Here is a 25,531-nt window from a genome sequence, read left to right as displayed (position 1 = left end):
GTTCAGTTCACGCAGTCGAAAAGGCTGACATTGGTTTCGACCAGATAGTCCGACTGTTTTGGCGCCTTCTGCGCCAGCACAGCCTTCCTGCCGAACTGGGCGCAATGCCGGTCCGCCTGCCATTGCGCCCCACCGGCATGCGCGGCGCTGTGCTGAATGACGACGCCCGTCTTGTCGCCCTGTTGCGTCGAACAGGCAGCGGGCACAGCCAGTAGCGGAAACGTCAATAACAACCGGAAAACCATCAGTCTACTCGTTTTCAAGGGTCCAGAGCTCCACGACGCTACCGACAATCAGATCGGCAATCGCCTTGCGAAATTCAAGGTAATGCGGGTACTCCCGGTGCGCCTTCACCGCCGCCGCATCCGTGTAGATTTCATACAGCAGGACCTTTCCGGGCTCCTCGTCCCGGCGCAGCACGTCAAAATGCAGGCATCCCGGCTCTTTTTCCAGGCTGTTTTTGGCCTGCTCCAGGATGATCGCCATGAATTCATCCATCCTGCCCGGCTTGATTTCAAATTTCGGAACCAGTGCTACCCTGCTCATACCGTGTCTCTCTTATGATGTTCTGTCTGCCGCCCATCATTCAGACCGGTAGCGGGTTTGCAAGTATCCTGACATGCGCCGCTTAACCCAGCGCCGTCTCCGCAGCGACATATTTCAGGCCAAGGTCACGGGCGACAGCCTCATAGGTGACCGCCCCGCGGTGAATGTTCAACCCGTTGCGCAGATGGGGATCGCGCCGCATCGCGTCCCGGTATCCCCGTTCCGCGATTTCCAGGGCAAAGGGCAGGGTTGCGTTATTGAGCGCAAAGGTCGAGGTACGCGCCACCGCACCGGGCATGTTGGTGACGCAGTAATGCACCACGTCATGCACCAGAAAGGTGGGCGCGTCATGCGACGTCGGGCGCGACGTCGCGAAACAGCCGCCCTGGTCGATGGCGATATCGACCATCACCGAGCCGGGCCGCATAGCGCGCACCATGTCCTCGGTCACCAGTTTCGGCGCCGCCGCGCCCGGTACAAGGACCGCCCCGATAACCAGGTCCGCATCCATCACATGGGATTCAATGGCGTCCACGGTTGAATACTGCGTGTTGAGCTGCCCGCCGAAGCGCATGTCGAGTTCCGCCAGCCGTTCCAGCGACTTGTCCAGCACCGTGACCTTCGCTTCCATGCCCATTGCCATGCGCGCGGCATTGATGCCGGATACGCCGCCGCCGATAATCAGTACCTTGGCCGCCGCGACACCGGGCACGCCGCCCAGCAGGATCCCGCCCCCGCCCTGCCGGCGCTCCAGATTATGGGCGCCCACCTGGATCGACATGCGGCCCGCGACTTCGCTCATCGGCGCGAGCAACGGCAGGTGACCATGCCGGTTCGTCACCGTTTCGTAGGCGATGCCGATACAGCCGGAATTCAACATGCCTTCTGTCAAAGCCTTGTCCGCCGCAAGATGCAGGTAGGTGAACAGCACCTGTCCGTCCCGCAGCATGGCGATTTCTTCGGGCTGCGGTTCCTTGACCTTGACCAGCATGTCAACGGTCGCGAACACTTCCGCCGCCGTATCCACCACCGTAGCCCCGGCCGCCCGATAGATTTCATCGCTGAAACCGATGCCGCTTCCAGCCTGTGTTTCCACGATAACGTCATGCCCGTGATGAACGAATTCCCGGACGCTGCCCGGCACCAGCCCGACCCGGGCTTCCTGCTTCTTGATTTCCTTCGGAACGCCGACGCGCATGATCTACCCCTCCCCATTTGCCGTGTGCACCTGAATTTGGTCCGGAGTCCGCCAATTTCCAAGCGCTTCCGCCAGCCGCCTGAACAATGCATCACGGGATTCGCCCCATTCCTGCCGCAACAGGCGCATATTCCCATACCATGGCGATGTATCGCCCGCGCCACCCCAGCGCCAGTCCGGGTTCGGCGGCAGGACCACCCATACATCGCGCCCCATTGCGCCGGCCAGGTGTGCAACGGAGGTATCGACACTTATCACCAGATCCAGCGCCGCAACCGCCGCCGCCGTTTCCGAGAAATTGCGGAACGGTCGGTCCGGCCACCGCAGTATCATCCCGTCCGGCGGGTCGTCATCCGCGGCGACCCCCATCTGCAGGGCGAAGAACTCCGTATCCGAACCGGCCGCCGGAACCAGCGGCGCAAAGGCCGCCAGCGGATGGCTGCGGTTCCGGTCGTTGGCGTGATCGGGGTTCCCCGCCCAGACAAGGCCGATGCGGCGGACGGCCCTGTCGACCGATTTCGAAACCGACGGCGCCCGGAGATACGGCATTGCTTCCGGTTCTTCCGCCAGCAACAGCGGCAGGCTCATCAGCGGCGCGTGAACGTCATACGCTACCGCGTCGCCCGGTCGAACCGTTGCCGAAACGCCGTCAACGCCGGAAAACAGCGCGGACAGGGAGTCCGGACATTCGACTATGACCCGCGCGCCCCGCGCAGCCACCTGCGGCGCGTAGCGGATGAACTGAATGGCATCGCCAAATCCCTGCTCGACCCAAATCAGGATTGTCCGGCCGTCGATATCGCCGCCGGTCCAGTAACGGTCCGCCATGCGCTGTCTGAATCGCGGATGCCGCAGGCGCCATTCATGTTCGCGCCAGCCACGCGCAAAATCACCGGCGGCCAGCCAGATATGGGCGCGATTGACATGTGCGTCGATCAGCGAAGGATCGCGCGCCAGCGCCTTTTCGAACGCCGTTAGTGCGGCTTCCGGATCGCCGGATTCGCGCAGCGCCACGCCCAGGCTGTTCCAGTAGTTCGGGTTGGCGCCTTCCGTGGCGCAGGCGGCCCTGAGCAGCCTGATCGCCTCGTCATATTCACCCAGCCACACCAGGATACGGCCCAGGTTGTTTTGCGCGGCAGGATAGTCGGGCCTGATCGCCAGGGCCCGACGCAACGGTCCGACCGCTTCCGCGTAGCAACGCCTGTCGCCCAGTGTCAGACCGTAATTATTCTGTGCGTCGGCGTCGTCGGGGTCGATTGCGATGGCGCGCTCAAACGCGCGCAACGCACCCTCCTGTTCGCCAAGGCCGCGCAACGCCAATCCCAGACTGTTGTGGTAATTCGCAACTCCGGGGTTCAGCCGCAATGCCTGTTTTATCAATTCCGCCGCCAGCGCGTTTTCGCCTCGCTGATGCAGGGTAAGGCCCAGCAGGTGGCAGGCGTCGGGATGTTCGGGATTTCGGTCGAGGATACGCCGGTATCCGGCCGCCGCCGCCTCCAGCCGCCCGGCGCGGTGTTCCGCAAGCGCCCGGTCGAATTCCGTCACGGACTCAGCCGCGCGTTGGCGGGCGAATGCCAGTCAGGACGTAAAAGGCGCCATCCGGCACCGTCCCCGGGATCGGTCTGCGGCCGCCGAAGGCAATCTCTTCCTCGGTCCGTTTGCGGATCACGAACTCTATGCCGGATTCGGCAATGGGCGTCAGCGTCTGATCAAACCGGGGCAGTCCGTAGCGATAGGTCGAATTGAGCAATTGTACCTTCTGGACATCCGCTTGTGCGCCCAGCGAGGCAATCAGTTCGAACAGGTTCCGCGACCGGTTGCTCCAGGATTCGGTCTTGTGGATGGTAAACGTCCATTTATGGTCGCTATTGAAGGTACTGGGAAACTGGCCCTGCTCATACAGGTCTTCATCCGGTACCGTGCCGATCAGATGCCCGCCCGGCTTCAGCACCCGCATCCAGTTGCGCAACCCTTCTTCGGGATCGCGCAGATGTTCCAGACAATGACTTGAATGTACAAAATCATATTGCGCATCGGCCACCCCTTCCAGCGCCTGGCCGTCGCCGTCCTTCAGGTCCCACACGCGCACGCCGCGCATCAACGGAAACAGTTCGACATACAAGGCCAGAGGGTCCGGCCCGCCGCCGATATCTATACCGTCACCCCGGAAATACCGGTTGATGAAATTGGGTTCGGCCAGCCGCCGCATGATCGATTTGCTGCATTCCTTCATGCTATCAGCCCCGCATTTACAATATGCGGCAGAACATAGCACAAGATGTGCCTCGTCAGGAACGAAACAGGCGGCGCTACGTCGCCGTTCAAACCGGCTATAGGTCGGTTTGCTGTCGAAGCAGCGCAGCGACGTCGGCCGCCGGCAATGGCCGGGAGAAGAAATAGCCCTGGCCGTATTCGCAATCGAGATCGCGCAACAGGTCGAGATGGCTTTCGGTTTCGATGCCTTCGCCGACGACGTCCATGCCCAGCGTATGCGCCAGCAGAATGATCATGCGCACCAGTTCCAGGTCGCGCTTGTCCGTATCGATGGGCGCGACAAAGGAACGGTCCATCTTCAGCGTATCGATCGGGAACCGGCGCAAATAGCTGAGCGAGGAGTAACCCGTCCCGAAATCGTCGAGCGACAGCGTGATGCCGAGCTTCTTGATTCTGTCGAGGGTCTGCGCGGCCAGTTCCGGATTCGACATGATCAGGGATTCGGTGATTTCAACCTTGAGACTGGCCGGCGGTATTTTGGTCTTTTCCAGGACGTCGCCCAGCAACTCGACGATATTATCCTCGGCCAGATGCCGCGCCGAAAGGTTGACGCTGATATCAAGGGCGTCGGAAATGCCGAATTGCTGCTGCCATTCCACGGTCTGCGCGCAGGCCATCAGGAGCATCTGTTCGCCCAAGGGTACGATCAGGCCGGTTTCTTCGGCCACGCCAATGAACTCCGCCGGCGGAATGACGCCGTGGGTCGGGTGGATCAGTCGGCTGAGCGCTTCAAATCCCTTGATCTTTCGTGTCTTCAAGTCGACGATCGGCTGGTAGTACACATGTATCCAGCCTTCCTCCAGCCCCTGACGAAGGCTGGTTTCGACCTGCAACTGGTCGAATTCGCGGCGGTGGCGAGACTCCTCGAATACCTCGAACCCGGTCTTGCCCTCCTTCTTGGCCCGGTACATCGCCAGATCGGCATCGCGCAGCATGTCGCTGGCGCGCGTGTAACTGGAGTCGCCGGGTACGATGCCGAAGCTGGCCGAAACATATACGTCCTTGCCGAGAAGTTCGAACGGCTTGGCAATGACTTCCTGCAGCCGTTTGACATAGCCCTTGATGTCCACGAGCGTATCGGGATTTTCCATCAGGATCGCGAACTCATCGCCACCCAGCCGCGCAAGCGTATTACCGGTGCCGATTTCAGCCTCCATGCGCCGCGACAGGGACACCAGCAATTCGTCGCCCACGACATGGCCGAGGCTTTCATTCACAAGCATGAACCGGTCGATATCCAGGATCGCAAGCGCGAAATTCAGGTCGTCATTGCGTTCCATTCGCGACAGGGCCTGGCCCAGCCGGTCCAGCATCAGGGCGCGGTTCGGCAGACTGGTCAACGGGTCATGCAATGCCCCGTGCATCAAACGCTCTTCGGCAAGCTTGCGGTCGGTAATGTCCGACTGAGAGCCGGCCATCCTGTATACCTTGCCGTCCGCCTGTCGCACGGCAAGCCCCCGCGCCTGCATCCAGCGATATTCGCCATTTGCATGGCGCATACGAAACTCGTGCTCGAACTGGCTGCTCGTACCGTCAAGATGGGCGTCGAAACCTTCGCAGAACGCCACGACATCGTCGGGATGAATACGGCTCAGCCATTCTTCCGGACTGTTTTTCAAGTCGTTTTCCTCAAGTCCGAGCATCGAGCGCCAGCGGGGCGACAGGTAGATCGTTCCATCATCCAGATTCCAGTCCCACAAGCCGTCATTCGCGCCGAGCGCCGCCAGGGCGTAACGTTCCTCGCTTTCCCGGATGTCGGTTTTCGAGCCCTGCCCGGATGAAGTATCGACGATCGTCGCAAAATATTTCTGTTCGCCACCCTGTTTGAAGGAGGTCATCATCAGCCGGACATCAAAATTGCTGCCATCCTTACGTCGGCCGACTGCTTCGGTCTTTTTCAGCGACGCCATCCGGACAATCCCGAGTTCCGGAATCAGCGTTTCGATGTTCCGGTCGACGATCTGGTCGCCGGAAAATCCGAATAGTTCGAGGCCCGCCCGATTGATACTTTCGATTTGCCCCTTGGTATTGACCGTAACGACGCCATCGGAAATAGAGTCGAGTATCCCGCTCAACAGGCGTTCCTGTTCTTCCAGAATATGACGGCGGGAAACATCGAAGGCCACGACTGTCACACTTGGGACTGCATCCGGTGCCGGCAGGAACTGAAACCCGAGTGTATTGCCGTTAATTTCCGCGGTTTCATTTACAGCGCCCCCTGAACAGGCGCGTGTCAGGGCCCGGCGCAGATTGGCGTGGGCAACAAACAGATGATCGAAGGACATCCCGGTTATAGTCGCCGGATTGGCGCCAATCCTTGCAATGGCGCCGCCCCCGAACCGTCTGACAATACGATTCTTGTCAAGTACCAGAAAGGCCACCGGCGCAGCATCCGTCACGGCCGAGAGAATTACTTCCGGTGACGGCAATTGCTGAATTACCTGCCGCACCTGCTTATCTTGCCATGCCAATTCAGTCACTCGGTTCTCGTCCTGAAGCGAAACTTTATCGCCCTTACGCACGGTCGCTGCCTGCAAATTCCTGCGACGTTAGCCGCGAACTCTTAATGAACTATGAATGCAGGCCTGCCGAGGACGGCATGGCAGCTGCCGGCGGCTTCTGCTAACCTTATGATTATGTACCGATAACGTTCGTCTTTCGGCGAATTCTGGCGTCCTCGTAGCCCTGCCGTCGCCCGTTGTGACGTCGTGGTTCAGACATACCCCGATACCCGAAATCGCGAAAATACCGGTCGCCAGTTGTGTCGATATCGCCATCCGGAACGCTCACGCCGGCGCCGAACCGGGGTTGCCGACTTCACCTTGTAGACACGGCAGCGCGCCAGCCTGACCGTCATGCCGGCATGGCGCGCCGGATTATCGGGACAATGGCGATCATCTTGCCGATCGGCCCCTCGATGAAGGTTCGAAGCGCCTGCGCGATGGCCTGCTGCGTTGTCGCATCGGGAACGCTGGCCGGACTGGCGAGTCCGCCCGCAAGTATCGCGCCGCGCCGGATCCCTTCGGCAATGACACACTGAATTACCGGTTCAATCCGGCCGTCGGCTTCGACCGGCGCAATAAGTGTCCGGATCAGGCCAAGACAGGGCGGCCAGTTCGCCAGATGCCGATACATGCTCGCCAGAATTTCCGTCCGCCCGCCAACCGAATTCAGGGCAAGCACCACATCGCGGACATGAGGCCGCATGTCGTCGAGCCCCGGCAACGGCGGCATGGCGCCGTCGATTGCCGCACGGACGGTCCCGGTCACAACCGCCGGACGGGACGCCGAGGCGGCGCCTTCTATCCGGGCAAGCAGGGCACTGAGAGCCACCATGTTCATTGCATTGCTGCGCTCATAGGATTGCAGCACCATCATGATCTGCGCGATGTCGCTGTCGCGCAGGCCAGCGCAAAGAAGTACGGAACGCGACATGCCGGGCAGCGCCGGCAGGGTCAGATCATTGCGCAGTCTGTCCGCTTCGGCGTCGATCAAACCCGACTCGTAAAGCGGTTTAAGCGCTTCCCATGCCCAGCCCAACGCGCCTGGCAGCACCGCGATATGGCGCCATATCAGGTTCACGACAGGGACCCCCTGGGTGGCCCGGATATCCGCATACAGCGCCGCAATATCGCCCGTCGCCCCGGCCTCGGAGATTGTTGCAACAGGATCGCCCGAACTACCAGCCATGCCCCGATTCCTTCCGTCGTTTCCGTGTTCGGGTCGATACTGCTTGCCGCGAGGCGATGCGACAAGCGCTTTCGGTCCCCACGCCCCCGTGTTAAAGGAGTGACCGCCTCCCGCCATGCATGGAGTGAAAGTACCGGATATGGCAGACGCCGCGCCGATCCTCATAATCGAAGACGACCGCAATATCGCGGACCTTGTCCGGCGCTATCTCAACCGTTCCGGCTACGATACGCTTGTCGCCCATGACGGCAATGAAGGTCTTTGGCTCGCCACCAGCCGAGGTCCGCGTCTCGTCATCCTCGACGTGATGCTGCCGGGGATCGACGGCTGGGAGATCTGTCGGGCGCTGCGCCGGGAATCGAATGTTCCGATCCTGATGCTGACGGCGCGGGCGGAGGAAATGGACCGGGTTGTCGGGCTGTCGATGGGGGCCGACGACTATGTCGTGAAGCCGTTCAGTCCCCGCGAACTGACCGAACGGGTCAAGGCTATCCTGCGCCGGACGGGTGAACAGACCGTCCCGGCCGGATCGAAAATATTGCGGCATGGCGCGCTGACGCTCGATCCGGAAAAACGGACCGTCGCCATGGACGGCACGGCGGTGGCGCTGACGCCGTCGGAATATACCCTGTTGTTCACGCTGATGAAGTCGCCGGGCCGGGCCTATTCGCGCAGCGACCTGCTCGGCAGTCTCTACGAGCACGGTGAATCCGTCGTTGACCGGGTTGTCGACGTCCATATCGGCAAGTTGCGCCGCAAGATCGAGCCCGATGCATCGCAACCGCGTTATGTGGAAACCGTCCATGGCATCGGTTACCGCTTCGCCGACCGGAAAATCGGCCGATGAAGCAGCGCCTGTTATGGAAACTGCTCGCCATAAACCTGCCGATCATCTGTGTCGTGATCGCGGTGCTGTGGATGGCAATCGACCTGCTCGCCGCCGACTATTTCACCATGCTGATGAAGCAGTACAATATCGAACCCGAGGACACGCATCAGATGTTCCTCGACGCGGTCCATCGCTACTTCATCAAGGCGGCGGTGATCGGCCTTGTGCTTGCCTTTATTCTCAGTGCGCTGCTGACCCGGCGGGTGCTGAAGCCGTTCTCCGAAATGGCCGAGGCAACCCGGCGTCTTGCCGCCGGCGACTACACCGCACGCACGCCGATTGGCCCGTCCGACGAAATCGGCGAACTGGCCGCCGCATTCAACCAGATGGCCGACAGCCTGGAAAAGCTCGAAGGACTGCGGCGCACGATGGTTGCCGACTTCGCCCATGAACTGCGCACGCCACTGACCAATATCCGGGGCTATCTGGAGGCGCTCGCCGATGGCGTCGTGACGCCGTCAAAGGAAACCTACGATATTCTGCAGGACGAGATCATGCGGCTGGTCCGTCTGGTGCAGGACCTGAACCAGTTGACCCACGCCGATGCGGCGCGCGCCTATATTCGTCGTGAACCCATAGACCTGGCGGAATTCATTGACCGTGTCCTGACGCTCAACCGGCACGAATTCAGCGCCCGGAATATTACCGTCGACGTCGATCTGGACAGGGATGCGCGACACATGAACGGTGACCGGGATAAGGTTCTTCAGGTGCTTAGCAACCTGGTGCAGAACGCCTCGCAATACACGCCCGACGGCGGCCATTTCCATGTTGGAACAACGCACGAAAACGGGTCGGTACAGCTGCGCTTCACCAATACCTGCAACGGCATTTCCGAAGCCGACCTGCCGGCGATCTTCGAACGCTTCCACCGGCTTGATCCCTCCCGGTCCCGCGATACCGGCGGCGCCGGCATCGGCCTGTCCATCGTCAGGCAACTCACCGAAGCCCATGGCGGAAAGGCCTCGGTGGCCGTGAACGAAACGGAAATTACCTTCACAGTCGCTATTCCGGACAACGGTCCCTCAACCGGACCCAAATCTTTACAAAATCTTTAATGTTTCTTTATTTGCGCCTTACATCCCTGCGCCATCTTTAACCTTGCGGCCGCCTTGAAACAGTTGCGGCCCGACGTCAACCGGTACGGCATTCCGCCGGCAGGTCAATGTTAAGGAGAGGCACATGTCCACCAAGACAAATCTTCGTTTCAAACGTTCCATGGCGGCGGTCGGCGCGGCGGCGGTTCTGGCCAGTGCAGCGGCGCTTCCCGCAGCGGCAGCCCAGCCCGGTACCGCCCCGGTGCAACTCGCCGCCTGCAATCCCTGTTCCGCCAAAAAGGGATGCAATCCCTGCGCCGCGAAGAAGGGCTGCAATCCCTGTAGCGCGAAGAACCCCTGCGCCGCAAAGGGCTGCAATCCCTGCGCCGCAAAAAAAGGCTGCAATCCCTGCGCGGCCAGGAAGTAACCATTTTCGGGGAGCGTCTTTTTTCCGGGACTCGAATTGGCGCACCATAATCGGGAACCCAACAGGGAGAACCTGACATGAAAAAGGGCGTATTATTCGCCATCGCAGCGCTTCTCGCCGCTGCGATGGCCGCCCCGGCAAATGCGGCCACGGGGAAGCGTGTATCGATCACCGGCGAGGTCATCGACAGCTGGTGTTACATTACGGAAATCATGTTCGCGGAAGGCACGGCGCATCATCAATGCGCGCTGTGGTGTGCGGCCGGCGGCATACCGGTCGGAGTCCTGGGGGAGGACGGCCAAGTCTATATGGTGCTGAAGCTCGAAGGGAACGCGACGAGCGTCGCCAATCCGGCAATCCTGAAAATCCAGACCCACAAGGTGACGGTTGATGGCGATGTCTACGAACGCGACGGGATCCGCTATCTGGTCGTCAACAAGGTTGTGGACGATTCCGGCATCGTAAAAGAGACCCATGAAGAATACGGCATCCAGCCTTTCGGGAACTGACGCCATGACATACAGAACATTGCTGACGGCTCTTGCGGTCGCCTTCGTACTGAACGGACAGGTACAGGCCGCCGAGGAATGGGGACTGCCTAACGAAAAAATCACGCGCTTCGAGGCCAAGGTGGTCGACATCCTGTGCGAATTGACCGGCGACTGCCCGAAAGCCTGCGGCGAAGGCAAGCGCCAGCTTGGCCTGCTGGACAGCACCGGCAAGTTGGTTCTGCCGTCGAAAAACTCGGTAATCTTTGCCGGCGCCGCCGCGGAACTGATCGATTTCTGCAATGCAACGGTCATCGCGGATGGACTGCTGACCACCAATAGGGGCCATACGATTTTTGCACTGCAGTTCGTGCGCAAGGCGCCGGACGGCCCCTGGCGCCGCGCGAACCGGTTTCTGCCAAAATGGGCCGCTGAGAATGGCATCGGTCCCAAAAGCGATATGGTCGAGGAATGGTATCTGCACGACCCGAGAATCAAAGCGGAACTTGCGGCGAACGGCAAGCTGGGCCTCGGCCTGGCGGCGGACAAGGCGTATGAGGCGAAACAATAGGCCATGAAACTTCGACATGCCCTCCTTGCAGCCGGCTTTCTGCTTTCCGCCGAACCGGCGGCAACGCATGATCCTTCGCTGCATGCTCCGGCGACCGCCAAGGTAACGGCACAGACCGGCCTCGCAGCGAAACCTCCGGGCGCCATGCCATTCGACAACATCGGCGGCCCGTTCACTCTGACGGACCATCACGGCACGCAGCGAACCGATGCGGATTTTCATGGCTCTTTCCTGCTGGTCTTTTTCGGTTATGCCGATTGCCAGTCAATCTGCCCGGTTGGCCTGCAACACATGACGGCCGCGCTGGATGCGCTGGGCGCGTCCGCTGGCAGGGTGCAACCCGTCCTGATCACGGTGGATCCGGAAAACGACACGCCTGGAGCATTGGCCCAACAGATGCCAAAGGTGCATCCAAGACTGCTCGGCCTGACGGGAACGCCGAAGCAGGTTCAAAAAACGATGCAGGCCTATCAGGTCGAATCCTCTCAGGTTTCCCGGGACGGCGACGGCAACCCGATCTACGCGCATGGCTCTTTCATTTACCTGATGCGACCGGACGGAAAATTTGCGACCCTGATACCGCCCGTTCTGGGCGCGGACCAGATGGCCGAAATACTGCGGCGCCATATTAACTGAACCGGCTTCCCGGGCGCCGCAACACAGGAGGCACATGATGCTGATCAAGATACCGCGCGGCTGGACGAAACCTGAATCGACCGCGACGCCTGAAGACCTGTTCCAGGGCCGGCGCAACCTGGCTAAAGGCATTGCCGCCGGTTCGATCATGGCGGCGATTTCGCCGCTGATAGCCGGATGTGACGAGACGCCGTCGATCGTGACGCGCAAGCCGCCGGAACCGGATCCCAGCGCACCGCTATACCCTGTTGCGCGCAATCCGGCCTATACGCTGGACCGTCCGATCACCGAAGAACGGCTGGTCACGACCTACAACAATTATTACGAATTCGGCTCGTCCAAATCGGTGTGGGACAAGGCGCAGGCGCTTCCCCTGCGGCCTTGGACGCTGACGCTCGACGGGATGGTCGAAAAGCCCGTAACCATCGGCGTCGACGAACTGCTGGCGAAGATGCCGCTGGACGAAAGGCTGTACCGGCATCGTTGCGTCGAGGCCTGGTCGATGGACGTACCGTGGAGCGGCTTTCCCCTGAAGGCGCTGGTCGACATGGCGCAGCCGCTCTCCTCCGCCAAATATCTGAAATTCACCAGTTTCGAAAATCCCAAGGTGGCGCCGGGACAGAAGTCCTCCTGGTATCCCTGGCCCTATACCGAGGGATTGACCATTGAGGAAGCGACCAACGAACTGGCCTATATGGCGACCGGCGCCTATGGCAAGCCAATGCTGAAACAGAACGGCACGCCGTTCCGCCTGACCCTGCCCTGGAAATACGGCTTCAAATCAGCCAAGGGCATTGTCCGCATCGAATTTACCGACAAGCGGCCCGTAACCTTCTGGCAGGGGATACAGTCGCGCGAATACGGATTCTGGGCCAATGTGAACCCGCAGGTATCGCATCCGCGCTGGAGCCAGGCAACGGAGCGCGTCCTCGGCCTCGATGACCGCGTTCCGACCCGGCTTTATAACGGCTATGAGGAATTCGTTGCCGGCCTTTACAGCGGCATGACAAACGAAAAACTTTTTATGTAGTTTACCGCCGTCCGGGTCGTTCCGCCGATGTGTCCTGCTGTACGTGACAGAGAATGTGGTCCGGCTGGCTGTCCTCGCCGAATGGCAGGGCAACCAGCGTAAATCCGATTCTGCCGTCGGCGGTATCGAAATGGGAATCCTCCTGTACCGGCGCGCCGGCCGCCAGGGCCTTGTTGGCCAGGCGGATCATCCATCGTGACAGCATTGCCGTAAATTCCGGGCTGCCCGACAGGCCGGTATCGCGCCCGTCCCTGTTGGCGCGTAACGCGGTTGCAAAAGTTGAGTCCGGCTGAAACCGGCCGGGCAGATTTCCACAGCGGAACAGCACAAGATTTGGCCAGCGCGACGCCAGTTCAGACGCCGTCAACTGCGAGCGCGATGGCATCGGGCAGGATTGCCGAAGCCCGTTCCACCACTTCACGACATCCGCCGGTCCCGATGGCCGGGGCGTGACATCGCGCATTTCCAGCCCGGTTACCGGTTCGATTCCATCGAAATCCGACAGGACCTCCGGCGCCGCCGGCATCGCCGCAAGCATCGCCGTGATATCCCCATCTTTCCCACGAGACGAAAGGGATGGCCGTCGCAACCCCATATCGGAAAGCGACGCGGCTTCCTGACCGCAGGCGGTGTCCGGTTTCATCTCCGGCTCACCCGGCATTGCCGCACCGTTTTCCGCGACATGGCGCCGTAGGATCCAGTGCGCCGGACATCAGGCAAGCGCATTGGCCATCGCGGATATCGACGGCGGCATTGGCCAGATAATCGTCAAGCGCCGTCATGAGCAGGGCCTGGCTGCTAAGCCGAAGATGCGCCGCCGCCAGCTTCAGGCGAAGGTGCTGCTCTGCGTCCAGTCGCAGCGACAGCTTGATACGCTCCTGCGCCGCCCCCTTAACTGCCTTGGGGACCGGTTGGGGTGTGACTCTGGACCCGTTTCTGTATGCACCCGTACCAGCCTGCTGCGGTTTCGCCGATTCGCCACGCGGCGACAACGCCGGGCGCATCGACGGCCGCGCGGTGGCGAGCGCCTCTACGGCAAAGTCGTCCATCAGGGAGGCAACGGAATTGCTGGGCGCGGCGGCGCCCTTGCTGGACAGCAGGGTGCCCGTCAGCGGGGCAATGGCTTCATATCCGCTCATCGAACCGTCTCCCCTTCAAGATGGCGGTCCCCGGTAACGGACCGAATCCCATAGGAAGCCGGCGGCGACGCAACCCGTTGCAGGATATTCTGGCGCATCGTCATATCGTCGCGGATCAGCCGGCTTTCCATATACATCCAGAGGTTTTCGATTTCCGCCGCCGACCGGGATTTGCGGGGAAGCTCCATTACCGTCCGTCCGTCGATCATGCTTGACGCAAAATCCGTGCGCTGATGGATGATCGACGGCGCCAGCGTGCCATGCTGTGACAGTGCGATGACGGCCTGGGAGGTAATGCGCGCCCGCGGCGTCGCGCCATTGATCACAAAAATCATCGGCTTGCCCATGCGTTCCGCCAGTTCGATTGTGGCGCCCGCGGCCCGCAGGTCATGGGGGCTTGGCCGGGTCGGGATCACGACCAGATCGGATACCTTGATCACATGGGCAATCGTCAGGGTGATCGCCGGCGGCGTATCGACGATCAGCAGGCGTATGCCCAGACGTTTCATGCGTTCGATATCGCGCGGCAGTTGCGCAATGATTGTCCGCGCGAAAACCGGGGTTTCCGCCTTGCGTTCGTTCCACCAGTCCGAAAGGCTGCCCTGGGGATCCGTATCGACCAATGCAATCGGGCCGAATCCGGCGCGTTCCGCCTGCACCGCAAGATGCCCTGCCAGGGTTGTCTTGCCGGACCCTCCCTTACGGGATGCTACTGCCATCACCAACATTGTCTGTGTCTCCTCGTCGTCACAGCTTGCCGCAAAACGCGTCAAACCGGTCGGCGCACAATCAACCGACAAGTCACGGCGCGAACCAAACCACGAATGATCCGGCCCCGGCCAATAAACTTGGAGTATCGTTTATCTTTATTGATAATCAATAATTTTTTATTTAATATTAATTGATATTTTTTGTCATATTATTTTATTTTACTTTATTTAAAATTTTAATTACTTTATGAAATCCACACCCCATACGAATTCCGGACAGGAAACGAAAAAAGGCCGCCGCACATATCCGGTGCGGCGGCCTTTCCGACGGGATCGGGTATGTTATCGGGCGCGCATCTTCGGATCCAGCACGTCGCGCAGGGCGTCGCCGTAGAGGTTGAAGGCAAAAACCGCCAGAGTGATGGCCAGGCCCGGGAAAATCGCAACCCAGGGCGCACTTTCGGCATATTCTTCCGCACCGCCCTGAAGCATGAGTCCCCAGGCCGCCTCGGGTTCCTGTACGCCGAGACCGAGATAGGACAGCGAGGCTTCCAGCAGGATCGCCTGGCCGACAAAGGCGGTGATCATGATCAGAAAGGGCGCCATGACGTTCGGCACCATGTGCCGCAGGATGATCCGGGTATCCGAAAAGCCGCAGGCGCGCGCCGCGTCCACATAGGGAATTTCCCGGATCGCCAGCGCATTCGAGCGCACAACGCGGGCGCATTGCGGGATAAACGGAATGGTAATGGCGACAATTACATTTTCGGTCCCCGTTCCCAGCACCGCGACCACGGCGAGGGCCAGGATGATCAGCGGAAACGCCAGGAAGACATCCATGACACGCTGGAAAATAAGGTCGAAATATCCGCCGAAATAGGCGCTGGCGACACCCAGCACGAGCCCGATGAAAGAGCCGACAAAGGCGGCGACGAAACCGACCACCAGCGCCGTCCGTGCGCCATAGATGATCCGGGTCAGGATGTCGCGACCGTAGTTATCCGTACCCAATGGATGGGCCAGGGACGGCGCCTCCAGCATCGCTTCAAAGCTGATTTCTTCCGGATCGTAAACGGTGATGGCCTCCGCAAAAATCGCGGAAAGGATGATCAGCAATACGATGAACGCTCCTGCGGCGCCCAAGGGATGATTGCGGCAGAACCCTGCAAGAGACTTGAGCGTCGCACTGCGCCCGACGTCTTCAAGACCACTGTCGTCACCGGTAGTTACGGTCATGGGCGCACCTCAAGCGTAGCGAATTCGCGGATCGAGCCAGGCATACAGGAGATCCACGAAAAAATTGGTGAGAATGAAGATCAGCGCGACCAGCATGACCAGTTGCTGCGTCATGTTGTAGTCATGGTTCAGCACCGACTCGACGAACAGCTTACCGAGGCCGTTGAGATTGAAGACCTGCTCCGTCACCACGAGCCCGCCCATCAGGAAGGCAAATTCGATGCCGATGATGGTGACAACCGGCAGCAGCGCGTTCTTGAGCGCGTGGCGGTTGATGATCACTTTTTCCAGAAGGCCCTTGGCGCGCGCCGTCCGAACGTAATCTTCACGCAGCACCTCTAGCAGGGCCGAACGGGTCATGCGGGTGGACACCGCCGCATACCGGTACCCGGTCGCCATTGCCGGCCAGATCAACTGCGCGAGGTTCCCCAACGGGTCTTCGAGCGGCGAAACATAGGTGATCGGCGGCATCCAGGGCGCGCCGAACCAGACCTGTGTCGTAATCAGGAGGCCCAGGATAATCAGGATGCCCAGCCAGAACGACGGCATCGCAATCCCGGCAATGGAAAAACTCCGGACCACATAGTCAATCCAGGTATTCTGTTTGACCGCGGATAGAGTCCCCAGCGGGATGGCGATGATTATGGATAATATTGTCGCCATGATCGCCAGTTGCAGCGACAGTTGGAACCGAAGGCCGATCTCTTCCGTTATCGGCCTGGCTGTCCACATGGAGATACCAAGGTCGAAAGTGAAATACCCGCCGACAAAACGGCCGAACTGCACAAGTTTGGAGTCATTCAGGCCAAGGTTTTCCTGGCAAATGGCAATGGCCTCCGGATCGGCAAAAAGCCCTGTCCCGGCCATGCGCATCTCGCAGACATCGCCCGGCGCCAGTCGCAGCACGAAGAACACGAGCACCGCTGCGCCAAGAAGCGTCGGAATCATCAAAAGAACGCGATTTATGATATATTTGTACATCTTCCAGCCATGCCCTGTCGGATTGCGCGGCAAAATTTTCCGAAAGCCTCAGCCGCCCGTCATGCACCATCGGGCGCATGACGGGGGCTTCGGATTACGGTGAACGCGGCCTCTACCTGTCCAGCCAGACGTTATCGAGTTGCTGGTTCAGGTAGTGGCTCGGCGCGATCTTCCAGCCCTTGACGTAGGACTGGTGCGGGTTGATCTTGTACCACCACAGCGCGTGGCCCATATAGGCCTGCTCATCCATGACAATCTTTTCATAGCGACGCATCATTGTGCGCACTTTTGCCATGTCACCCTCTTTGCTCATCTTGTTGAAGAGATCCACGACCTCCTCGTCTTCACACTGAGAGTAATTGTTCGTGGACCCGCAAAGGACCTTCGCGATATCCGCCGTCGGATTGACGACAGACTGGCAGTTTGCGTCCAGACCGACCTGGAAGTCTCTCGTCTTGCGGTATTTGTCATACCACTGCGCCGTCGGCACCGCCTTTTGCGTCACATCGACCCCGATCTGCTTCCACTGATCGATCAGCCAGGTTCCAACGATCTTGTAAGGCTGGTCGACGGCACGGTTGTGCAGGTCGAATTTCAGGTTCTCGTGTCCGGCTTCCTTCAGGAGGCGCCTGGCTTCCGCCCGCGATTCCTTGATATCCGGCCAGAAACCGGCGATTTGCTGAAGTTCTTCCTTCGTCGCCGCCAGTTCGTGTCCCGGGAACACGATTCCGCCGACCGTCTTCACGATCGCAATTTGCGACAGGTACTCCGAACCGCCCCAACGGTCGATGGCCAGCGTCAGCGCGCGGCGGACACGGGCATCGTCGAACGGCGGCATCTTGGTGTTGAACACCACCATGTTGCCGCAGTTCCAGTCGCTTTCCTGCACCGTGATCTTGTCGCCAAGGGCTTTCACAAGATCATCGCGGGCTTTCGGCGGAAATCCGCGAAACTCGATCGCGGCCTGGTCGGCACGGATGGCCTGCAGGCGAAGCGCCATCTTCGGTGCAATGATGGCTCTATACCCGTCCAGATAAGGCCGTCCTTCAACATAATAATTCGGGTTTTTCTTGCCTTCGATTGAAGAACCGGCTTCGTGTGAAACGAAGATGAACGGACCGGAACCGTTGACGTTTGTCTTGTGCCAGGAATAGCCGTGTTCATCGAGGTCCTTCTTGGAATAAATCCAGGCAAAAGGATCGCCAAGAGCCGGCAGGAAGGCCGGTGACGGGTATTTCAATTTGAAGGTCACCGTTTCCGCATCCGGCGCGTTAATGGAATCCACCATGGCGTAAAACGCCTTGCGGGAGCTCGGCACGCCTTCCGGCGGGAAAATGATCTTGTCCCAGCTTGCCTTGACGTCCGCGGACGTCAGCGGCGTACCATCATGAAATTTTACGCCCTGACGAATTTTGAAGGTATAAAGCGTGCCGTCTTCTGTCGGCGCCGGTACGCCGCCAACGCAAAGGTCGCAGACGAAATCCGACGACTGCGGGTTATCCGGATCAACCCGGATCAGCAGACTGTAGACCGGCGCGAGCGGATGGATGACGCCGAAGGTCGTTTCCTGATGGGCGTCATAGGATGGCGGATTACTCGGTACGACAATATTGAGGATACCGCCGGATTTTGGTGTGTCGGCTGCCGAGGCGCCAAGCGCCGCCAGTCCCATCGCCGCGCCTGTTCCAAGCGCCATGATACTTCTTGTAACGCGTTTCACTGTTCCATCTCCTTCTCCCAAAAATATGGACCATAAGCCTTCCCTGAACGGATATTATGTTTCTTGTTTATCGTGTCGCGTAACCGTCAAACCTCCGTACAGGCCACCCAGTGCCCGGGTTTCAGTTCACGTAGTTCCGGTATTTTGACGCTGCATCTGTCCACAGCCATTTCACAACGCGGGTGAAAAACGCACCCTGACGGTGGATTGATCGGGCTCGGCACCTCCCCCTTCACCACCTTGTGCACACGCCCGGCTTCTACGGTCGGGTCAGGCACAGGTACAGCGGAGAGCAGCGCCTGAGTGTAAGGATGCAATGGATTGTCAAACAATTCATCGGCATCGGCCAATTCGACAATCCGGCCGAGATACATGACGGCCACGCGGTGACACAGGTGCCGAACCACACTCAGGTCATGGGCAATGAACAGATAAGTCAGATTGAACTGTTCACGCAGATCCTCCAGCAGGTTGATCACCTGCGCCTGGATCGAAACATCGAGGGCGGAAACCGCTTCGTCGCAGACGATGAATTCCGGTCGCATCGAAAGAGCGCGGGCGATACCAACCCGCTGGCGCTGTCCGCCGCTCATTTCATGGGGATAACGATCCGCCATGCGCGGATTGAGGCCGCAGACGCTGAGCAGTTCCGCCACGCGCGCGTTGCGCTTGCCCTCATCCGGTTCAATTCCGTGCACATGCATGGGCTCGGCGATGATCTGCCCGATTTTCATCCGCGGATTGAGCGAGGAAAAGGGGTCCTGGAAGATGACCTGGATGCGTTCGCGCATCTTGCTCAACGCGGCGCCGCTGATCGTCGCGAGATCGACACCGTCATACAGGATATGGCCGGCGGTCGGCCGTTCCAGCTGCAGGATACAGCGCCCGGTCGTGGATTTGCCGCAGCCGGATTCGCCGACCAGGCCCAGTGTCTCGCCTCTTCGCACGTCGAAACTGATTCCGTCGACCGCCTTTACATTGGCGACGGTGCGCTTGATGAGAATTCCCTCGTTGATAGGGAAGTATTTCTTCAGGTCCCTGACCTGAAGCAGCGTTTCGCCCAGTTCCGCCGATGCCGCCGGGGCGTCTGATTCGGCTATGCTCACGATGCCTTCCTCATGGATTGCCCAACAACTCCCTGCTGCCAGCAGGCGACGAGATGACCGTCGCCGACATCCTCCAGCGGCGGAATTTCCCCGGCGCAACGGTCAATGGCAAAAACACAGCGCGGCCGGAAGGCGCAACCGCCATCCAGGCGCGTCAGATCCGGCGGCTGCCCGTCGATGGGGATCAGTCGCGAGCCCCGAGCCTGGTCCAGGCGCGGCACGGACCGTAACAGGCCGAGCGTATAGGGATGCCGGGGGGCGTGGTAGATTTCGGTGGCGGCGCCGCGCTCGATGATTTTTCCCGCATACATCACATTCACCCGGTTGGCGTATCGCGCGACCACACCGAGGTTGTGCGTGATGATGACGAGGGCAACGCCGAGACGCTCCGTCAGGCTTTTCATCAGCTCCAGAATCTGCGCCTGGATCGTGACATCCAGCGCCGTAGTCGGTTCATCGGCGATGATCAGCTTCGGCTCGCACGCCAGGGCCATGGCGATCATGACCCGCTGACGCATGCCGCCCGAAAGATGGTGCGGATACTGTTCCAGCCGCCGGTCCGCATCGGAAATTCCAACCAGGCGCAGCAGTTCGCGCGCCCGGTCCATGGCTTTTTCATGATCGACGCCGATGTGGTGCTCAACCGTTTCGGTCAACTGACGGCCGATCGTCAGTACCGGGTTGAGCGACGTCATCGGTTCCTGGAAAACCATCCCGATCTGGTTGCCGCGTATCTTGCGGATTTCCACATCGCTCATGGTCAAAAGCTCGTTGCCCATGAATTTGATGCTGCCGCCGACGATCTTGCCCGGCGGATCCGGAATCAGGCGCAGAATGGACAGCGCGCTGACCGATTTTCCGCATCCGGACTCGCCGACGATGGCAACCGTCTCGCCTTCCTCGACGTTATACGTGATCCCGTCTACGGCCTTTACGGTTCCCGCAGAGGTGGCAAATTCGGTTTTCAGGTCGAGAATCTCTAGTAGCGCAGCCACGACAACTCCCTGTTCAAATATTAAGTCCACTTCATTTAACGAGCGGTACTTGCAGGAACGCTAGATACCCTCACCCGCGTTGTCAATCAGCAAAGGTCTGAATTCAGGGTTGCGTTCTGATCACCTGCGGCGAACGCAGGGGCGCCAGGACTGAAACTGATACGTGCGATTGGTGCGGGCGGCGGGACTTGAACCCACACTCCCTTTCGGAAAGCAGATTTTAAGTCTGCTGCGTCTACCGATTCCGCCACGCCCGCACGATGGCGCGGACGGTACCGATTGCTTGACGCCAGCGCAAGCAATCGCGGTGCGCAGTCATCCGTGTCCGGCGTCTAATTCTCTTCGGGAAATACCGGGTCGCCGCCATGCGCCCGGATCAGCTCTGCGGCCTGCTGTATGGCCACATCAAGCAGGGCCGGGTCGGTATGGCGCATGACGATATTGGTGCCGGTGATACCGTCCGGCCGGTAAAAGGGATAACTGCCGATATCGATTGCCGGATACGCCGCCTGCAATTCCCCCAGCGCACGGGCGACGATTCCCTCGCCAACCTCGCCCCCGACGGTACGGGAACGCATCATTTCGCCGCCGACGAGATGCTTTTTCAGCCCGTCCAGCATCGCCTGCATCACGACCGGCACACCGGCCATTACATAGACGTTACCGATCTGGAACCCCGGCGCGGTCGATATCGGATTGGCGATCAGCGTCGCCCCTTCCGGCGTATTCGCCATCCGCAACCGCGCTTCGTTGAGGTCCCGCCCGGTCCTGTCATAATGCGCCTGCAGCAGGGCCCGCGCCTCCGGATTGCAGATCAGCGCCACGCCAAACGCCTTTGCGATACTGGCCGCCGTGATGTCGTCATGCGTCGGACCGATTCCGCCAGTCGTGAAGACGTAGTCGTAGGTCGCGCGCAATGCATTGACGGCGCCGACAATGGCATCTTCGGCGTCCGGCACCACCCGCGCCTCGGACAGGCGGATGCCGACATCGTTCAGACCCTTCGCAAGGTATTGCAGATTGATGTCCTGGGTCCGTCCCGAGAGTATCTCATTGCCGATGACAACCATCGCCGCACGGACAATTTTCTTATCGGTCATGGTGTATCATTCCACGAAACGCCGCCTTGATCCGCGCGCGCGACCCGGCGCGGGACAATCCCATCGCAACAACCCGTCAATAAATGTTTTTCTTGATGATTTCGGTTATCGTGACACCAAGCTTGTCGTCCAGAGTGATGATCTCGCCATAGGCGATGGCCTGCTGGTTGACCTGTATTTCGACCGGGTCGGAGGTTCGCTGATCCAGTTCGATAATTGCGCCACGGCCGATTTTCAGAAGCTGGCTGACCAGCATCGTCGACTGGCCGAGGACGGCGTAAATTTCGACATCGACATCCCCGATTGCGCCGTCGCCCGGCTCGACCCTGAGGTTCATAGGCTTTTCCGCCATTGCGGTTCCCCATAGAGGCTCATGCGTTAGAATACCTGTGAACCTACTACGATTCATGCCGGGGTCAATGCGCATCGCGATACGTCGCGACGCACTGCACCGGTTGCCCGCCGCGGGCTTAGCCCATAGATTGCCGCCAATGCGATTTCCTGCCCCCCTCATCCGCGGCACGCTGGTCCGGCGCTACAAGCGCTTCCTGTCCGATATCGAACTCGCAAACGGTGAAATCATCGTTGCCCATTGCGCGAACCCCGGCTCAATGCTGGGGCTGCAGGAACCGGGTTCGGAAGTCTGGCTGTCGCAAAATACCAATCCGAAGGCGAAGCTGGGCTGGCGCTGGGAACTGGTCCGGGCGGACGGCGGCCTCGTCTGCATCAATACCGGCCGCCCGAACGGCGTCGCCGCGGCTGCGATCACAGCCGGGCAAATTCCGGACCTTTCGGGTTACGCGGCATTGCGGCGCGAGGTCCGCTACGGAAACAACAGCCGGATCGACATTCTGCTCGAAGACGGGTTGCGCCCCGATTGTTACGTCGAAATAAAATGCGTAACCCTGCGGCGCCCGCTTGGCGCAGATCCGACCGCCGCCGAATTCCCCGATTCCGTCACGAAACGCGGGGCAAAACACCTTGCCGAACTGATCGATACGATCGCGGCGGGACGACGGGCCGTCATGCTGTATATTGTATTCCGGCACGATTGCGACCATTTCAGGGTTGCGGCGGATATTGACCCGGCCTATGCAAATGCCCTTGAAGCGGCGATGGCGCAGGGTGTCGAGGCGATCTGTTACGATTGCCGCGTATCGGTCGATGGAATTGAACTGGCGTCGCCTCTTCCCGTGGTGACACGACAGCGGGGCGCAATTGCGCCCCAGGAGATATAGACAGGCGATGAACGAAACACTGGGGCAAGTGGTGCGGAAACCGGACTATTCAAACGTCGTGATCCATACACCGGAGGATTTCGCGGCAATGCGGAAGGCGGGCAGGCTGGGGGCGGAAGTCATCGACTATATAACCCCTTACGTCGTCCCCGGCGTGACGACAGGGGAGCTTGACCGGCTTTGCCATGAATTCACCATTGCACGCGGCGCCCGGTCCGCCCCGCTGAACTATCGCGGTTTTCCCAGATCGATCTGCACCAGCATCAACCACGTTGTCTGTCACGGCATTCCCGACGATAACAAGAAGCTTCAAGAAGGCGACATCGTCAACCTGGACATTACCGTGCTGCTGGATGGCTGGCATGGCGACACCAGCCGGATGTTTTTTGTCGGCGACAAGATCAGCGTCAAGGCGCGCAAGCTCGTCGAGGTCACCTATAACGCGCTGATGCTCGGGATCGAGGCCGTCCGGCCCGGCGCCACGCTCGGCGATATCGGTCACGCGATCCAGAGTTACGCGGAGCCCTTCCGCTTCTCCATCGTCCGCGATTTCTGCGGTCATGGCACGGGCCGCGTTTTTCACGCGCCGCCCAGCGTCGTGCATTACGGCAGGCCCGGCACCGGCATGGAACTCAAGGAAGGCATGATCTTCACCATTGAACCGATGATCAATGCCGGCCGCTACGACGTGAAAATCCTGCAGGACGGCTGGACCGCCGTGACCAAGGACCGGTCGCTCTCCGCCCAGTTCGAACACACAATCGGCGTCACCGCCGATGGGTGCGAAATTTTCACCCTGTCGCCCGCCGGGTACACAGCACCGCCTTATATCTGAGTTATTCCGAGCCGCGGCGCCGTCAGGTAACAAGCCCGAGCCGCAGTTCCAGCGCGCCGCAGAGCATCTGCCCCAGCGTTATATGCATTTCCTGAATTCGCGCCGTGTTATCGGACGGCACGATGAGTATCGGATCGGCCAGCCCGACCATGTCGCCGCCGCCCTTGCCGCCCAGTGCCGTTGTCACGACGCCCAGCCGCCGCGCTTCCTTTAAAGCGGCAATGATGTTCGGGCTGGCGCCGGAAGTGGATATGGCAACGGCAACGTCGCCCTGCCGGCAAAGAGCGGCGATCTGGCGCGCGAACAATTGTTCGAAACCAAGATCGTTGCCGATTGCGGTCAATGCCGACGTGTCGGTCGTCAACGCAATTGCGGCAATCGGCGGCCGGTCCTTCCTGTAGCGGACCGTCAGTTCGGTCGCGAGGTGCTGCGCATCGCCGGCACTGCCGCCATTGCCGAAGAAAACGATCTTGTTGCCGGTTTCAATCGACGCAACCCAGATGTCGAGCATCCGGGCAAACGGCGCCGACAGAGTGCGCCGGGTCGCGGCGGCGACCGCGGCATGTTCATCGAACTCCGCATCGAAATAGGCGGCGGAATCGATCATGCGGAATACCGTATCTGCATCTGTCCGGAAGCGAATATCGCGCGGTCGGCGCGGACCATATCGGCGACCAGTTCATCGAACCCGGTCGTTGCGCGCCACCCCAGGATCCGTTCCGCCTTGCTGGCGTCGCCGATCAGGCAATCCACTTCCGTCGGCCGGAAATAGCGGGGATCGATCTGCACCCGGACGGTCCCTGTCGCCGCATCGACGCCGGTTTCGTCCACGCCCGTGCCGCGCCACTCAATTTCCACGCCGGTCATCCGGAATGCCGCTTCCACGAATTCCCGGACCGTGTGGGATTCGCCGGTCGCGATAACGTAATCGTCCGCGACTTCCTGTTGCAGCATGCGCCACATCCCTTCGACATAGTCACGCGCATGGCCCCAGTCGCGCCGTGCATCCAGATTGCCCAGAAACAGCTTTTCCTGGACACCGGCCTCCATGGCCGCCACGGCCCGGGTGATTTTCCGGGTCACGAATGTTTCGCCCCGCACCGGCCCTTCATGATTGAACAGGATTCCGTTGGATGCATGGAAACCGTAGGCTTCACGGTAATTGACCGTAATCCAGTAGGCGTAGAGCTTGGCGGCGCCGTAGGGGCTGCGCGGGTGGAACGGCGTCGCCTCATTCTGCGGCGCCGGTGCGTTGCCGAAGAGTTCCGAAGTCGATGCCTGGTAGAACCGCACCCTGTCCTTCATATCCAGGATCCGGATGGCTTCCAGAAGCCGCAGGGGACCCAAACCGTCCGCATTGGCTGTGTATTCGGGCGTCTCGAAACTGACCTGCACATGGCTCTGCGCGGCAAGGTTATAGATTTCGTCCGGCTGCACCTGCTGCACGATCCGGATCAGGTTGGTGGCATCCGTCATGTCGCCGTAATGCAGGAAGAACCGCACATCCGCTTCATGCGGGTCTTCATACAAATGTTCGACCCGTTCGGAATTGAACGACGACGAGCGCCGTTTGATGCCGTGTACCGTATAGCCCTTGGCGAGAAGCAACTCCGCCAGACTGGCGCCATCCTGACCGGTAACGCCCGTAATCAATGCTACTTTATCCGTCATGGCGCGACTGTCTT

At 60.1% G+C, this 25,531-nt stretch carries 28 protein-coding genes and 1 tRNA gene; 9 read left to right on the top strand and 20 right to left on the bottom strand.

Going from position 1 to position 25,531, the window contains the following annotated elements:
* Positions 1 to 2: 2 nt before the first annotated feature.
* The 7 genes from WD767_11465 to WD767_11435 form a co-directional block, all read right to left on the bottom strand.
* The gene (locus WD767_11465) at positions 3 to 263 is read right to left on the bottom strand and encodes a hypothetical protein (protein MEX2616705.1); all 261 of its coding nucleotides are present in this window, start codon (positions 261 to 263) and stop codon (positions 3 to 5) included.
* A complete protein-coding gene (locus tag WD767_11460) occupies positions 250 to 546 on the bottom strand; it encodes a putative quinol monooxygenase (GenBank protein ID MEX2616704.1) in 297 nt (98 codons plus the stop codon). The genes WD767_11465 and WD767_11460 overlap by 14 nt, the downstream gene beginning before the upstream one ends.
* Positions 547 to 628: 82 nt before the next feature.
* Complete coding sequence (ald, locus tag WD767_11455; protein MEX2616703.1) at positions 629 to 1,744, bottom strand: alanine dehydrogenase; 1,116 nt, start codon at positions 1,742 to 1,744, stop codon at positions 629 to 631.
* Positions 1,745 to 1,747: 3 nt separating this feature from the next.
* Positions 1,748 to 3,289 (bottom strand): tetratricopeptide repeat protein, encoded by a 1,542-nt coding sequence (locus WD767_11450; GenBank protein ID MEX2616702.1) that lies wholly within the window; start codon positions 3,287 to 3,289, stop codon positions 1,748 to 1,750.
* Positions 3,290 to 3,293: 4 nt separating this feature from the next.
* The gene (locus tag WD767_11445; protein MEX2616701.1) at positions 3,294 to 3,977 is read right to left on the bottom strand and encodes a class I SAM-dependent methyltransferase; all 684 of its coding nucleotides are present in this window, start codon (positions 3,975 to 3,977) and stop codon (positions 3,294 to 3,296) included.
* A gap of 97 nt (positions 3,978 to 4,074) precedes the next feature.
* Entirely contained in the window at positions 4,075 to 6,153 is a 2,079-nt protein-coding gene (locus WD767_11440; GenBank protein MEX2616700.1) for an EAL domain-containing protein, read from the bottom strand.
* 718 nt (positions 6,154 to 6,871) lie between these two features.
* Positions 6,872 to 7,708 carry a hypothetical protein gene (locus WD767_11435; protein MEX2616699.1) on the bottom strand — a complete coding sequence of 279 codons (837 nt, stop codon included), beginning with the start codon at positions 7,706 to 7,708 and terminating at the stop codon, positions 6,872 to 6,874.
* A 139-nt stretch (positions 7,709 to 7,847) separates the two neighbouring features.
* Between WD767_11435 and WD767_11430 the strand changes: the two genes are divergently transcribed.
* From WD767_11430 to msrP, 7 genes are all read left to right on the top strand, one after another.
* The gene (locus WD767_11430) at positions 7,848 to 8,555 is read left to right on the top strand and encodes a response regulator transcription factor (protein ID MEX2616698.1); all 708 of its coding nucleotides are present in this window, start codon (positions 7,848 to 7,850) and stop codon (positions 8,553 to 8,555) included.
* The gene (locus WD767_11425) at positions 8,552 to 9,655 is read left to right on the top strand and encodes an ATP-binding protein (GenBank protein MEX2616697.1); all 1,104 of its coding nucleotides are present in this window, start codon (positions 8,552 to 8,554) and stop codon (positions 9,653 to 9,655) included. Before WD767_11430 ends, WD767_11425 begins: the two co-directional genes overlap by 4 nt.
* Positions 9,656 to 9,779: 124 nt before the next feature.
* Positions 9,780 to 10,061 (top strand): hypothetical protein, encoded by a 282-nt coding sequence (locus WD767_11420; GenBank protein ID MEX2616696.1) that lies wholly within the window; start codon positions 9,780 to 9,782, stop codon positions 10,059 to 10,061.
* 77 nt (positions 10,062 to 10,138) lie between these two features.
* The gene (locus WD767_11415) at positions 10,139 to 10,570 is read left to right on the top strand and encodes a hypothetical protein (GenBank protein ID MEX2616695.1); all 432 of its coding nucleotides are present in this window, start codon (positions 10,139 to 10,141) and stop codon (positions 10,568 to 10,570) included.
* 4 nt (positions 10,571 to 10,574) lie between these two features.
* A complete protein-coding gene (locus WD767_11410) occupies positions 10,575 to 11,120 on the top strand; it encodes a hypothetical protein (GenBank protein ID MEX2616694.1) in 546 nt (181 codons plus the stop codon).
* Between the two features lie 3 nt (positions 11,121 to 11,123).
* Entirely contained in the window at positions 11,124 to 11,756 is a 633-nt protein-coding gene (locus tag WD767_11405) for an SCO family protein (GenBank protein MEX2616693.1), read from the top strand.
* Positions 11,757 to 11,793: 37 nt separating this feature from the next.
* A complete protein-coding gene (msrP, locus tag WD767_11400; GenBank protein MEX2616692.1) occupies positions 11,794 to 12,786 on the top strand; it encodes a protein-methionine-sulfoxide reductase catalytic subunit MsrP in 993 nt (330 codons plus the stop codon).
* A gap of 1 nt (position 12,787) precedes the next feature.
* Here the strand turns inward: msrP and WD767_11395 are convergent, their stop codons facing one another.
* From WD767_11395 to WD767_11345, 11 genes are all read right to left on the bottom strand, one after another.
* Positions 12,788 to 13,429 (bottom strand): hypothetical protein, encoded by a 642-nt coding sequence (locus WD767_11395; protein MEX2616691.1) that lies wholly within the window; start codon positions 13,427 to 13,429, stop codon positions 12,788 to 12,790.
* Between the two features lie 7 nt (positions 13,430 to 13,436).
* Positions 13,437 to 13,925 carry a hypothetical protein gene (locus tag WD767_11390; protein ID MEX2616690.1) on the bottom strand — a complete coding sequence of 163 codons (489 nt, stop codon included), beginning with the start codon at positions 13,923 to 13,925 and terminating at the stop codon, positions 13,437 to 13,439.
* Positions 13,922 to 14,653: a ParA family protein gene (locus WD767_11385; GenBank protein ID MEX2616689.1), complete on the bottom strand. Its 732-nt coding sequence runs from the start codon at positions 14,651 to 14,653 to the stop codon at positions 13,922 to 13,924. Before WD767_11385 ends, WD767_11390 begins: the two co-directional genes overlap by 4 nt.
* A gap of 324 nt (positions 14,654 to 14,977) precedes the next feature.
* Complete coding sequence (locus tag WD767_11380) at positions 14,978 to 15,871, bottom strand: ABC transporter permease (GenBank protein MEX2616688.1); 894 nt, start codon at positions 15,869 to 15,871, stop codon at positions 14,978 to 14,980.
* A gap of 9 nt (positions 15,872 to 15,880) precedes the next feature.
* On the bottom strand, positions 15,881 to 16,852 hold the full coding sequence (locus tag WD767_11375; protein ID MEX2616687.1) for an ABC transporter permease: 972 nt from the start codon (positions 16,850 to 16,852) through the stop codon (positions 15,881 to 15,883).
* Positions 16,853 to 16,964: 112 nt separating this feature from the next.
* Positions 16,965 to 18,572, bottom strand: a complete 1,608-nt coding sequence (locus WD767_11370; protein ID MEX2616686.1) for an ABC transporter substrate-binding protein — start codon at positions 18,570 to 18,572, stop codon at positions 16,965 to 16,967.
* 86 nt (positions 18,573 to 18,658) lie between these two features.
* Positions 18,659 to 19,681 carry an ABC transporter ATP-binding protein gene (locus tag WD767_11365; protein MEX2616685.1) on the bottom strand — a complete coding sequence of 341 codons (1,023 nt, stop codon included), beginning with the start codon at positions 19,679 to 19,681 and terminating at the stop codon, positions 18,659 to 18,661.
* A complete protein-coding gene (locus WD767_11360; protein ID MEX2616684.1) occupies positions 19,675 to 20,673 on the bottom strand; it encodes an ABC transporter ATP-binding protein in 999 nt (332 codons plus the stop codon). The genes WD767_11365 and WD767_11360 overlap by 7 nt, the downstream gene beginning before the upstream one ends.
* A gap of 170 nt (positions 20,674 to 20,843) precedes the next feature.
* Positions 20,844 to 20,930, bottom strand: a tRNA-Leu gene (locus WD767_11355).
* A 75-nt stretch (positions 20,931 to 21,005) separates the two neighbouring features.
* A complete protein-coding gene (locus tag WD767_11350; GenBank protein MEX2616683.1) occupies positions 21,006 to 21,773 on the bottom strand; it encodes a molybdopterin-binding protein in 768 nt (255 codons plus the stop codon).
* Positions 21,774 to 21,849: 76 nt separating this feature from the next.
* Complete coding sequence (locus WD767_11345) at positions 21,850 to 22,125, bottom strand: FliM/FliN family flagellar motor switch protein (GenBank protein MEX2616682.1); 276 nt, start codon at positions 22,123 to 22,125, stop codon at positions 21,850 to 21,852.
* A gap of 139 nt (positions 22,126 to 22,264) precedes the next feature.
* On the opposite strand from WD767_11345, the gene sfsA reads away from it, so the two are divergent.
* The gene (gene sfsA / locus WD767_11340; protein ID MEX2616681.1) at positions 22,265 to 23,011 is read left to right on the top strand and encodes a DNA/RNA nuclease SfsA; all 747 of its coding nucleotides are present in this window, start codon (positions 22,265 to 22,267) and stop codon (positions 23,009 to 23,011) included.
* Positions 23,012 to 23,018: 7 nt separating this feature from the next.
* On the top strand, positions 23,019 to 23,846 hold the full coding sequence (map, locus tag WD767_11335) for a type I methionyl aminopeptidase (GenBank protein MEX2616680.1): 828 nt from the start codon (positions 23,019 to 23,021) through the stop codon (positions 23,844 to 23,846).
* 22 nt (positions 23,847 to 23,868) lie between these two features.
* Here map and WD767_11330 read toward each other — a convergent pair whose 3' ends face one another.
* The gene (locus tag WD767_11330; protein ID MEX2616679.1) at positions 23,869 to 24,450 is read right to left on the bottom strand and encodes an SIS domain-containing protein; all 582 of its coding nucleotides are present in this window, start codon (positions 24,448 to 24,450) and stop codon (positions 23,869 to 23,871) included.
* On the bottom strand, positions 24,450 to 25,517 hold the full coding sequence (gene gmd, locus WD767_11325; protein MEX2616678.1) for a GDP-mannose 4,6-dehydratase: 1,068 nt from the start codon (positions 25,515 to 25,517) through the stop codon (positions 24,450 to 24,452). The genes WD767_11330 and gmd overlap by 1 nt, the downstream gene beginning before the upstream one ends.
* Positions 25,518 to 25,531 lie beyond the last annotated feature (14 nt).

Source organism: Alphaproteobacteria bacterium, from assembly GCA_040905865.1.
Lineage (GTDB): Bacteria > Pseudomonadota > Alphaproteobacteria > UBA8366.
This window is presented reverse-complemented; position numbering and strand designations above follow the sequence as displayed.